The sequence below is a fragment of the Nocardioides silvaticus genome (assembly GCF_003160695.1).
Classification (GTDB): domain Bacteria; phylum Actinomycetota; class Actinomycetes; order Propionibacteriales; family Nocardioidaceae; genus Nocardioides; species Nocardioides silvaticus.
In genome coordinates this window covers 151,250-163,149 of the sequence record NZ_QGDD01000001.1, presented here as the reverse complement: position 1 = coordinate 163,149, position 11,900 = coordinate 151,250, and the positions used below count along the sequence as shown (strand labels likewise).

Annotated in this window: 8 protein-coding genes; 3 read left to right on the top strand and 5 right to left on the bottom strand. The window is 71.6% G+C overall.

Annotation, left to right across the window (positions count from 1 at the left end; translation table 11 throughout):
- Positions 1–18 precede the first annotated feature (18 nt).
- Together DJ010_RS00785 and DJ010_RS00780 are read right to left on the bottom strand one after the other, a co-directional pair.
- Positions 19–1,701: an alkaline phosphatase family protein gene (locus DJ010_RS00785; RefSeq protein ID WP_109691731.1), complete on the bottom strand. Its 1,683-nt coding sequence runs from the start codon at positions 1,699–1,701 to the stop codon at positions 19–21.
- Positions 1,702–1,856: 155 nt separating this feature from the next.
- Positions 1,857–2,258: a nuclear transport factor 2 family protein gene (locus DJ010_RS00780; RefSeq protein WP_109691730.1), complete on the bottom strand. Its 402-nt coding sequence runs from the start codon at positions 2,256–2,258 to the stop codon at positions 1,857–1,859.
- 44 nt (positions 2,259–2,302) lie between these two features.
- On the opposite strand from DJ010_RS00780, the gene DJ010_RS00775 reads away from it, so the two are divergent.
- The 3 genes from DJ010_RS00775 to DJ010_RS00765 all read left to right on the top strand — a co-directional run bounded on the left by DJ010_RS00775 (position 2,303) and on the right by DJ010_RS00765 (position 5,589).
- The gene (locus DJ010_RS00775; RefSeq protein ID WP_109691729.1) at positions 2,303–3,679 is read left to right on the top strand and encodes a flavin monoamine oxidase family protein; all 1,377 of its coding nucleotides are present in this window, start codon (positions 2,303–2,305) and stop codon (positions 3,677–3,679) included.
- A 110-nt stretch (positions 3,680–3,789) separates the two neighbouring features.
- A complete protein-coding gene (locus DJ010_RS00770; RefSeq protein WP_109691728.1) occupies positions 3,790–4,818 on the top strand; it encodes a fatty acid desaturase family protein in 1,029 nt (342 codons plus the stop codon).
- A gap of 99 nt (positions 4,819–4,917) precedes the next feature.
- Positions 4,918–5,589, top strand: coding sequence for an ANTAR domain-containing protein (locus DJ010_RS00765; RefSeq protein WP_158282876.1), 672 nt, complete (start codon positions 4,918–4,920; stop codon positions 5,587–5,589).
- On the opposite strand, the gene treZ is transcribed toward DJ010_RS00765, so the two are convergent.
- The 3 genes from treZ to glgX are packed head-to-tail and all read right to left on the bottom strand — an operon-like array spanning position 5,542 to position 11,797.
- Positions 5,542–7,293 carry a malto-oligosyltrehalose trehalohydrolase gene (gene treZ / locus DJ010_RS00760; protein ID WP_109691726.1) on the bottom strand — a complete coding sequence of 584 codons (1,752 nt, stop codon included), beginning with the start codon at positions 7,291–7,293 and terminating at the stop codon, positions 5,542–5,544. The two genes, DJ010_RS00765 and treZ, sit on opposite strands and share 48 nt — an antisense overlap.
- Complete coding sequence (treY, locus tag DJ010_RS00755; RefSeq protein ID WP_109691725.1) at positions 7,290–9,629, bottom strand: malto-oligosyltrehalose synthase; 2,340 nt, start codon at positions 9,627–9,629, stop codon at positions 7,290–7,292. The genes treZ and treY overlap by 4 nt, the downstream gene beginning before the upstream one ends.
- A complete protein-coding gene (glgX, locus tag DJ010_RS00750) occupies positions 9,626–11,797 on the bottom strand; it encodes a glycogen debranching protein GlgX (RefSeq protein WP_109691724.1) in 2,172 nt (723 codons plus the stop codon). Before glgX ends, treY begins: the two co-directional genes overlap by 4 nt.
- Positions 11,798–11,900 lie beyond the last annotated feature (103 nt).

Genomic DNA, 11,900 nt, shown 5'->3' with positions numbered 1-11,900 from the left:
TCGGCGCCGGGCTGCCCGCTACTTCCTCCGCGGCAGGGCGTAGGCCTTCCCGTCCATGGCGTAGACCGGCCTGATGCCCAGCGCCTTGAGGATCGTCGGCATGATGTCGACCGACCTCACCTCGGCGCGGAGGTCGGTCGGGGCGAGGCCCGCCCCGCCGAAGACGATCGGGATCCGCTGCGAGGCCCGCTGGATGCCGCCGTGGTCACCCAGCACCGAGTAGGTGGTGTCGTCCGGCAACGTCGCGACCAGGTCCGGGCCGTAGCCGACGGCCTGGGTGTCGAGGAGCTCCTGCGCCTTGTTGTCGAACCACTTCCTCTCGCCGGGCGTCGTCATCCGGTCGCGGCGGACGGGGGAGACCCGGAAGTAGTGCGAGCCGTCACGACGCCACACCGCGGTGACGTCGGGCAGGTCCTCCATGACGGACGCGACCTGCGCGACCGTCTCCCGGGACCGGTCGTCGAGCCACACGCTCAGCATCGAGTCGCTGTAGGTGAGCCCGATCTTCCCGGTGTCGACGAGCGGCTGCAGCGCCTCCTGCGGGCGGTCGTAGGCGACGTCGTTCTCCGCGTCGCCGTAGTACCAGTTGTAGTAGCCGTAGTCGTTCTCCGGCTCGAAGTCGCCGTGCCAGTGCCCCTCCGCGGCCGCGACCGAGCCGTGGTCGGCGGTGAGGACGACCAGGGTGCTGGCGAGCTCACCGCTCTGCCGCAGCGCCGTCATGATGCGGCCGACCTGCGCGTCGGCGGTCCTGGCGGCGTACCTCATGTGGGTCATGGGGTCGTAGCCGGGCGTCGCCGCTTCGGGGTCGCGCACGCCACCCCACATGTGGGCCGCCTTGTCGACGCCCGGGAGGCTGACGAAGATGCCGCTCCAGGCGTCCTGCTCGTGGTCCATGATGTCGAGCACCGCGTCGGTCGCCCAGATGTCACCGCCCTGGTGCGCCGGCTCGTCGCCGACGACGTAGCGGTCGTCGGTGGCGGGGTAGAGCTGGGCGGGGAACTGCAGGGTGTCGTAGCCCTTGTCCCGCTCGACCAGGTAGCGGGAGCCGCACTCCGCACCGATGTACGTGGGCGGCGCGGGCACGCCGGTCGGCATGCGGTAGCGCTGACCCTCGCAGGTCGGACCGCTGGTGAAGGTGACGACCGAGGTGTTGGGCGACCCGGGCCCGGCCAGTCCGTAGGCGGCGTACCCCTTCGGGCTCACCGTGAACACCTTGCCGGAGTCGTCGAGGTAGTCCGACAGGTGCGGGTAGCCTGCGTGCTCCTGCAGCGCGGCCATCTCGTTGTAGCCGAAGTTGCTCGAGATGTAGAGGCCACCCTCGGGTCCGAGGACGCCGTCGACGTCGCGGAAGCCCTCGCTGGTCCACCCCATGTTCTTCGGCAGCATGCCCGACGTGATCACGTTGTGGGTGACGACCGTGACGGCGCCGGTGTGACCGAGGTAGCCACGGGGGGTGTCGACGCCGCGGGTCATCAGTCGCTCGACGTTCTTCATGTCGTACTTCTCGACGATCCTCCTGCTGAGGGCGTCGACGACGATGATGACCACCTTGTCGGGCTTGGCCGGTGCCTGAGCGGCCGGGCCCGCCGACCTCGTGGCCGGGCCGGACGCAGACGCCGGCCCTGGTCCGCCTCCGGCCACGGCGCCCGCCCAGGCGAGCGCTGCGACGACCGGGAACACCAACAGACGACGACGAAGCATGACCCCACCCCTTTGTGGCTGAGCAGCGCCCGATCGCAGCGATACGGTCCTCCGCACGCTAGCCCCGCAGCGAGGCCTGGTCCAGCGTTCGTGGTGTCAGGGCTACGCAGGGCTGGGCGACGCGGGTCGAGTGCCTGCTCGCCTCAAGGGGACCGCTAGGACGCGAACGGCTCGTAGCAGTCGTAGGTCTCGATCTCTGCGATCAGGCCGTCGCGGACCCGCACGAACTGGGCGATGTGCGCGACCAGCTCCTGGCCCGTCAGGAAAGGGCCGGCGTCCTGGGCGACGACGCCACGCCAGGTGAGCCGCACGGCGACGGTGTCGCCGACCTCCTGGATCCAGTGCACGTCGTACTGCTGGCTCGAGAGCAACCCGGCGCCCGCCGAGCTGGCCGCGATCATCGCCGCGCGGTCGCTGACGCGTCCGCCCGGCACCAGCGCGTTGGGGCGCTCGATCGTGACGGCGTCCGGAGCGAGGAGGCCGGCCAGGGCGTCGCCGTGCCGGCCCTGCTCGATCGCGGTGTAGAAGGAGGCGACGGTGTCGACGGCCGAAGACATGGCGTCACCGTAGCGGCGTAGCCGCTCGCGGGCGAGGACCCGGCGTGGGACCCTTCGGTGTGCCCGACGACCTCTTCGACGACGGTTCCACCGCCATCCCGCAGGCACTGCCGGGGGATGTCGAGCGGGTGGTCGTGGTCGGCGCCGGGATCGCCGGTCTCGCCGTGGCGAACGCGCTCACCACAGCGGGCATCGACTGCGTCGTCCTGGAGGCGCGGGACCGGATCGGTGGGCGGTTGCACACCGTCGATGTCGACGGGCACGTGGCGGACCTCGGCGGGGCGTGGATCCACCACCCCGACGACAACGTCCTCGCGGACTGGGTCGACCTGGCCGGTGTGCCGTGGATCGTCGACCCGACCGGCACCCGGTTCACCGGCGCCGACCTCGGCGAGGGCAGGAGGCTCCGCCCCGAGGAGCTCGCCGGTGCCGGGTACGCCGTCTTCGAGCCGCTCGCGGACCAGGTGCGGGCCGACCTCGCGGCCGGACGCCCGGACCGGTCCATGGCCGAGGTGGTCGACGACCACCTGGCGGCGGGCCCGCTGCCCGACGACGAGCGGGCGCGGCTGCGCCAGCTGATGGCAGCGATGGTCGAGCAGGACGGTGCGGGACCCCTCGCCGAGATCTCGGCCCGCTGGGCGCTGACCGAGGGCATGTTCGTCGGCGACGTCGTCGACAACGTCCCCGTGCAGGGGTTCCGCTCGATCCTGGCCCCGCTCGCAGCGGCGTCGGCGATCCGGCTGGACTCCCCAGTGCGCCGGGTCGAGCAGACGCCCGACGGGGTGACCGTCGTAGGCGACGGCTGGTCCGAGGCGGGGAGCCACGCCGTGGTCACTGTGTCGCTGGGCGTGCTGAAGAACGCCGGGGTCGGCTTCGTCCCGCCGCTGCCGCCGGACCGGCAGGCCGTCATCGACCGCACCGGCTTCGGCACCCTGGAGAAGGTCTTCCTCGCGTTCCCCGAGCCGTTCTGGCGGGACCGTGATCCCGGCCTCCAGCACTCGGTGGTCTATCCCGCCGACCGCACCGAGGCGGCGACCTGGACCTGGGACTTCGGGCTCTCGCCGACGATGATGTTCCTCGTCGCCCACAGCGCCGCGGCGACCATGCGGCGGGACCCGCTGGCCTGGGCGGTCCAGCAGCTCGAGGCGGTGTACGGCGAGCCGCTCCCGGTCGCCCCGACCGGTCTTGCCAGCACCGACTGGCTTCACGACGAGCACGCCCGCGGCGCTTACGCCCACATCCGCCCGGGTGCGTTCGACGCCGACTTCGATGCGCTGGCCGCCCCGGTGGGGCGCATCGGTTTCGCTGGCGAGCACACGGGGAGCGAGCGCGCCGGTTACGCCGACGGAGCCATGGCCAGCGGGTTGCGGGAGGCCAAACGCCTCCTCCAGCTACCTGCGGTCCGCCTGGCCGCACCCTGATCCGATCCGCGCCCCGACCGGCATGCGGACGGGGGGCGTACGGTGGAGAGCAACCATCCTGTCGAGCCGGGCTCGTCGAGTCCGCAAGGGCAGACCGGAAGGTGGGCGTCATGGCGACGTCACCGACAGGATCCATCACCGCCCCCGTCCGCGGCGGCTACGGCGAGCTGGCCCGGGAGATCCGCGGTCGAGGACTTCTCCGCCCACGGACGGGCTACTACGTCCTCGTCGCGCTACTCGACCTGGCGGCACTGGCTGCGGTGGTGTCCGGGCTGGTGCTGCTGCACGACACCTGGTGGGCGGTCCTGCTGGCCCCCGTATTCGCGGTCGTCTCGACCCAGATCGCCTTCTTCTCCCACGACGCCGCCCATCGTCAGATCACCCATGACAACCGGACGGTCGCCGTGCTCTGCCTGATCGCCGGCAACCTGCTCAACGGGCTCAGCTTCGGGTGGTGGCTGTCGAAGCACAACGCTCACCACGCCCATCCCAACGACCTCGACACCGACCCCGATGTCGCTGCCGGTGCGCTGGTGTGGGCGTCGCGCCAGGCGGGCGCACGTCGCGGGGTGGCCGCGTGGCTGACCCGGCACCAGGCGGGCCTGTTCTTCCCGATGCTGACGCTGGAGGCGCTGAACCTGCGCGTCTCCAGCGTGCGGGCCGTGCTCGCGCCCGGGCTCCGCTACCGGAGGACCGAGGGGCTGCTGCTGGTCGTGCACGCCCTGCTCTACGTCACGCTGCTCGTCAGCACCCTGACCTGGGCCCAGGCGCTGGTGTTCCTCCTCGTCCACCAGGCCCTGTTCGGCGTCTACCTCGGCTGCTCCTTCGCCCCGTCGCACAAGGGCATGCCGGAGCTGACGGCCGAGCAGGCCGCCGACCCGTTGCTCCGCCAGGTGCTCACGTCCCGCAACGTCCGGGGCGGGCGGGCACTCGACGTGGCACTCGGCGGCCTCAACCTCCAGATCGAGCACCACCTGTTCCCGAGCATGCCCCGGCCCAACCTCAGACGCGCCCGGCCCGTCGTCCGACGCCACTGTCAGGACCGGGGCATCGCCTACTCGGAGGCGAGCCTGCTCGGTTCCTACGCGATCGGGCTACGCCACCTGCACGAGGTGGGCGCCGGTCTGCGCCGGTCGTAGCCGCGGACTCGCGCTGTGGTCGGCCCATCCGAGTGATGCCGGTGACCCCCGCCTATGGTGGGGACCCGGCGGGGTACCGGCCACCCGAGGAGGTCACCGATGGACGAGGATCTGTTCCACCACGCGCGCCACCTGGCGCAGTCACTGACACCGGGCGACCTCGCGTCGACCCTGAGCCGCATCACCGCGGCCGCCGTCGAAGTGCTGCCCGACGTCACGATGGCCAGCATCACCGTCCGTCACACAGACGGCCGGCTCGAGACCTTTGCCCCCACCGACGACGTGCTGATGGAACTGGACGCTCATCAGTACGACCTGCAGCAGGGGCCGTGCTACGAGACCGCGACCGACGAGGCCTACGTGGTCTCGTCGAACCTCGCGGCCGACCCGCGGTGGCCCGACTACACGAAGGTGGCGCTGGCAGCCGGTGTGCGCGCGCAGGCGGGCATCGGGCTGTTCGACGCCCAACGGTTCCAGGGAGCCCTGAACCTGTACTCCCACCGCGTCGGCGCCTTCGAGGACCTGGGTCCACTCGCCGCGCTGTTCTCCCACCAGGCCGCCATCGCCATCGGGTACGCCCGCGAGGTCTCCGACCTCCGCCAGGCGATCGCGACCCGGCACGAGATCGGAGCGGCGGTCGGCGTGGTCATGGAGCGCTACCAGCTGAGCGAGGAGCGGGCGTTCGCATTCCTGGCCCGGCTCTCTCAGGACCGCAACGTGAAGCTACGGGAGATCGCCCGCGAATTCGTCGCGGGCGACGAGGACGGCTGATCCCGGAGGCACCCTCACCGAGAGCGGCCCGGCCTCCTCAGGCACGGACCCGGTCGTGCTGAACAGCACCTCGATCGCGGGGACCCTCCAGTCCTCCTCGCCCAGGTTGAGGTGGATCGCGAGCCGGCCGCGGTCGATCGTGAGGCGCCGCGCGTCCTCGTCGACGGTCGCGCTGCCGAACGACGGGTCGGTCAGCTCGGGGTGCTCCTGGCGCAGCCGGGCGAGCGCTCGATAGCCGTCGAGGACCCGGGCGTGGTCGCCGGTCGACGACTCCTCCCACCGCAGCCGACTGGCCTCGAAGGTCGTGAGGTCCTGCGGGTCGAGCACCTGGTCCGGGTCCCACCCCATCTTCTCGAACTCCGCCAGCCGGCCCTCGGCGGTCGCGCGGGCGAGCTCCGGCTCAGGATGGGAGGTGAAGAAGGCGAACGGCGTCGACGCCGCCCACTCCTCGCCCTGGAACAGCATCGGCGTGAACGGGCTGCCGAGCGTGAGCAGCGCACCGCAGAGGAGCCGGTCCGGGTCGAGGTGCTCGGCGGTGCGGTCGCCGCGCGCCCGGTTGCCGACCTGGTCGTGGTTCTGGGCGCAGACGACCAGCCGCCAGGCGGGCATCCGCTCGGTGTCGACCGGGCGACCGTGCGGGCGGTCGCGGAAGCTGGAGAAGGTGCCGTCGTGGAAGAACCCCCTGTCGATCACCTTGGCCAGGGCGGAGAGAGGCTCGAAGTCCGCGTAGTAGCCGTCGGTCTCCCCGGTCAGTGCGACATGGACCGCGTGGTGGAAGTCGTCGCTCCACTGGGCGTCGAGGCCACGGCCGCCGGCCTCGCGCGGGGTGACCATCCCGGTGTCGTTGAGGTCGGACTCCGCGATCAGGGTGAGCGGTCGGTTGAGGTGAGCCGACAGGGCAGCGACCTCGCGGGCCATCTCCTCGAGCAGGTGCTCCTCGGAGTCGTCGACCAGGGCGTGCACGGCGTCGAGGCGCAGGCCGTCGACGTGGAAGTCGCGCAGCCACATCAGCGCGTTGTCGAGGATGTAGCGGCGCACCTCGGCGGACCCCTCGCCATCGAGGTTGACCAGGTCGCCCCAGGTGTTGCGGCCCTCCTTGAGGTACGGCGCGAACCGGGGCAGGTAGTTGCCGGAGGGTCCGAAGTGGTTGTAGACGACGTCCTGGATGACGCCGATCCCCGCGGCGTGGCAGGCGTCGACGAGCCGCTGGTAGGCCTCCGGCCCGCCGTACGGTTCGTGCACGGCCGACCACAGCACGCCGTCGTACCCCCATCCGTGCTCGCCGTTGAACGCGTTGACCGGCATCAGCTCCACGAAGCCGACGCCGATCGAGGCCAGGTGGTCGAGCCGCTCCGCGACGGCGTCGAGGGTGCCCGCGGGCGTGAACGTGCCGACGTGGAGCTCGTAGATCGTGGCGCCGGCCAGCTGGCGGCCGGTCCAGCCGCCGTCGGTCCAGGAGAACGCGGCGGGGTCGAAGGTCGCCGAGCGCTCGTGGACGCCGTCGGGCTGCCGCCGCGACCGCGGGTCGGGGAGCGGCTTCGGGTCGTCGTCGAGGAGATAGCCGTACGGCGTACCGGCGGGCACCGACTCCTGACGGGACGCGATCCGCCACCAGCCACCCGGCGCCTGCTCCATCGGGAGCGTCTCCTCGCCCAGGTTCAACCGGACCCGGGAGGCCCGGGGCGCCCACACGTCGAACGTCATCCCGCGTCCCGCACCAGGAGCGCGACCGGCAGGTCGGCGAGGAGGTCCGCGACCTCCGCCGCAGCCGGTCGGTCGGTCAGCAGGTCGTGCCAGGTGCCGTCGGGAAGCTCGAGCCGGGTGTCGCGCCAGCCACCGGACCGCTCCAGACCGAGGGGGAGCCGGGTCACGACCGCGACGACACCACCGCGGTCGAAGGCGAGCACGTGGTCGGCGGCCGCGCCCGTGGCGGCCACGGGCCGGTAGTCGGTGAACAGCTCGGGCCGGTCGCGCCGGAGGCGCAGCGTCGTGCGGACGACGTGCAGCTTGGCCCGGCCGTCATCGGCGAGCCCGCTCGGACGGACCGGGCGTGCCTGCTCCAGCAGCGACATCCGCTGCTCGAAGTCGACCGGCCGGCGGTTGTCCGGGTCGACCAGGCTCTGGTCCCACACAGCACTGCCCTGGTAGACGTCCGGGACGCCCGGCACCGCCAGGCTCAGCAGCTTGGCCGAGAGGGCGTTGCTCCACCCCGCGTCGGCCACCCGCTCGGCGGCGGCGGCGAGGAGCGCCCGCACCGCGTCGTCGTCGTACGCCGCGTCGACGAGCGCGTGCACGTGCTTCTCGTACACCGGGTCGGGGTCGGTCCAGGTCGTGTGGTCGCCGGCCTCCCGCATCGCCTTCTCGGCATAGGCGTGCAGCCGCTCGCGGGAGATCGGCCAGGCGCCGACGGCCGCCTGCCAGAGCAGGTTGGCGAACCCGGGGTCGGGCGCGGGCGCGGCCTCGAGCAGTGCGTCGACGGTGCCCGCCCACCACTCGGGGTCCTCGGCGAGCACGGAGATCCGCGCGCGGACGTCCTCGCTGCGCTTGGTGTCGTGGGTGCTCAACGTGGTCATCGCTGCCGGCGTGCGCTCCTGCCGGCGGGCCATCGCCGCGTGGAACTCCTGCGGCCCCAGCGCGAACTGGTCGGGGTCGGCGCCGACCTCGTTGAGCGAGGTGAGCCGGCTCCAGCGGTAGAAGGCGCGGTCCTCGACGCCCTTGGCCATGACCATGCCGCTGGTCTGCTGGAACCGGAGGGCAGGTGCTCGCAGCCGGTCGCCGAGCACGGGCAGCACCAGGTCCAGCCACGGCTGCAGGTCGGGCCGATCGCGGCGCACCGCCTCTGCCGCGCTCTCCAGCTCCTCGCGGCCGTCGGGAAGATAGCTGCGGTAGACGGGGAACGCGGCCAGGAGCTCGATCAGCACGGCCTCGACGCCGGCGCGCCAGTCGTCGGTGGGCTCCGCGGCGAGCTCGCGGGCGAGCTCGCGGGCGATCCGCCGCACCTCGGCGTTGAGGATGGTCTCCGCGACCTCGCGCTTGTTGTCCCGGACCATCTCCGGCCACGGGGGGACCCCGCCCCGGAGCCGGTCCTCGAGCTCGCCGAGCGGCTCCTCACCCGCCGGGTCGACGAGCACCCGGTCGATCACCCCGAGCGCGTCGTAGCCGGTCGTCCCGGCGGTCAGCCAGCCCTCCGGCAGCTCCTCACCGGGCTCGAGGATCTTCTCGACGACGACCCAGGCGCCGCCGGTGAGCTCGGCGAGGTCGGAGAGGTACGCCGCCGGGTGGCGCAGCCCGTCGGGGTGGTCGACGCGCAGGCCGTCGACGAGCCCTTCCCTGAACCAGCGGCCGATCTCGGCGTGGGTGGTCTCGAAGACGTCGCGGTCCTCGATCCGGACGCCGGCGAGGGTGTTGACCGCGAAGAACCGGCGGTAGTTCATCCGGTCGTCGGCGGTCCTCCAGCCGACCAGCCGGTAGTGCTGCCGCTCGTGGGCGACCTGCGGGTCGTCGATGCCCTCGGTGCCGGGCGCCAGCGGGAACCGGTGGTCGTGGTAGCCCAGCATCCCGTCGACGATCTCGAGGTTGCGGATCCGGCCGTCGTCGAGGTCGTCGTCGCCGACGATCGGAAGCAGGACCCTGCCGTCGCCGGCCTCCCAGTCGACGTCGAACACCGCTGCGAACCGCGACCCCTGCCCGTGCTGCAGCACGTCCCACCAGCCGCCGTTCACCACGGGGGTCTCGACGCCGAGGTGGTTCGGCACGATGTCGACGACGATGCCCATGCCGCGCCGGTGGGCCTCCTCCGAGAGCCGGGCCAGCGCCTCGGGTCCACCGCGCGCGGGGTCGACGCGGGTGGGATCGACGACGTCGTAGCCGTGGTCGCTCCCCGGGTGCGCCTCCAGGATGGGGGAGAGGTAGATCCACCCGACGCCGAGCTCGTCGAGGTAGGGCAGCACCTCGCGCGCCGCGTCGAGGTCGAAGTCCTCGGTGATCTGCAGTCGATAGGTGCTGGTCGGGACGCCGTCCGACCGTCGGTGCCGCGTCATTCCTCGCCTGCCATCGTCGCCACGGACGCGGCGGGGCTGGCGTCGACCTCGTCCTCCTCGGCATGCCACTGCCGCAGCACGACGACGCTGCGGTGCGGCAGGTCGAACACGGAGCCGGCGTCGATCGGGACGTCGGTGTCGCAGGTGCCGGTCGTGTCGAGGGCGACCTGCCAGCGGGCGGCGTACTCCTCCTCGGGGAGGGACACCTTGATCGCGTCGCCGCCGTTGAAGAGCAGCAGGAAGTGGTCGTCGCGGATCGGCTGGCCGCGCCGGTCGCGGCCCTGGATGCCGTCGCCGTTGAGGTACATGCCCAGCGTCCGGTGCTCGCCGTGCCAGTCGTCGTCCTCCATCGGCCGCCCCTCCGGGTGCAGCCAGACGATGTCGTTGAGCCGCTCGCCCTCGCCGGTGCGGACGGTGGTGCCGGTGAAGAACCGCTTGCGGCGCAGCGACGGGTGCTCGCGACGGAGCCGGGCCAGCTCGGAGACGAACTCGACCAGGGGGCGGTCCACCCGGTCCCAGTCGATCCAGCTCAGGTCCGAGTCCTGGGCGTAGGTGTTGTTGTTGCCCTGCTGGGTGCGACCGAGCTCGTCGCCGTGCAGCACCATCGGGACGCCCTGGCTCAGCAGCAGCGTGGCCAGGAGGTTGCGCTGGTCCTGCGCGCGGGCCTGGTTGACCCCCGCGTCGTCGGTCGGCCCCTCGACACCATGGTTCCAGGACCGGTTGTCGTCGGCGCCGTCCCGGCCGTCCTCGCCGTTGGCCTCGTTGTGCTTCTGCTCGTAGGAGACCAGGTCGCGCAGCGTGAAGCCGTCGTGCGCGGTGACGAAGTTGATGCTCGCCACTGGACGGCGTCCGGAGTGCTCGTAGAGGTCGGAGGAGCCGGCGATCCTGCTGGCGAACTCGCCGAGGTTCGGCTCGCCGCGCCAGAAGTCGCGGACGGTGTCGCGGTAGGCGCCGTTCCACTCCGTCCACTGCGGCGGGAAGTTGCCCACCTGGTAGCCGCCGGGCCCGACGTCCCACGGCTCCGCGATCAGCTTCACCTGGCTGACCACCGGGTCCTGCTGCACGAGCTCGAAGAAGGTCGCCAGCCGGTCGACCTCGTAGAACTCGCGGGCGAGCGTGGAGGCCAGGTCGAAACGGAAGCCGTCGACGTGCATCTCGGTCACCCAGTAGCGCAACGAGTCCATGATCAGCTGCAACGAGTGCGGGTGGCCGACGTTGAGCGAGTTCCCGGTGCCCGTGTAGTCCATGTAGTACTGCCGGTCGTCGCCGACGAGCTGGTAGTACGCCGGGTTGTCGATGCCCCGGAAGCTCAGCGTCGGGCCGAGGTGGTTGCCCTCCGCGGTGTGGTTGTAGACCACGTCGAGGATCACCTCCATCCCGGCGCCGTGCAGGGTGCGGACCATCGACTTGAACTCCTGCACCTGCTGGCCCGGCAGCGGCGAGCTGGCGTAGCCGTCGTGCGGCGCGAGGAACCCGATCGTGTTGTAGCCCCAGTAGTTGCGCAGCCCGCGCTGGAGCAGCACGTCGTCGTGCACGAACTGGTGCACCGGCATCAGCTCGACCGCCGTCACGCCCAGCTTCTGGAGGTGCTCGATGACCGACTCGTGCGCAAGCCCGGCGTAGGTGCCGCGAAGGTTCTCCGGCACGTCGGGGTGGGTCGCGGTGAGGCCCTTGACGTGCGCCTCGTAGACCACGGTCTCCGAGTACGGCGTGCCGGGCGGCCGGTCGCCCTCCCAGTCGAAGTACGGGTTGATGACGACGCCGAGCATCGTGTGGTCGAGCGAGTCCTCGTCGTTGCGAGAGCCCTCGTCGCCGAAGTTGTAGCCGAAGAGCGACTGGTCCCAGCTGATCTCACCCAGCGTTGCCTTCGCGTACGGGTCGAGCAGTAGCTTGTTGGCGTTGCACCGCAGGCCCTGGTCAGGGTCCCACGGCCCGTGCACGCGGTAGCCGTAGGCCTGCCCGGGCTGCACCTCGGGCAGGTACGCGTGCCAGACGAAGGCGTCGACCTCGGTGAGCTCGATCCTCTGCTCGGTGCGCGCGCCGGCGGCGTCGACGTCGATCAGGCACAGCTCGACGCGTTCGGCGACCTCGCTGAACAGGGCGAAGTTGGTGCCGCTCCCGTCGAACGTCGCGCCGAGCGGGTAGGCAGATCCGGGCCAGGTCTCCACATGTCTCCTTCGGGGGTAGAAGGGCGCGATACCCGGCCCGGTTGCCGGTATCCCCGGGCCCGGCGCACGCGAGCGATGACTTTGCTCACCTGCTGTCGTCCAT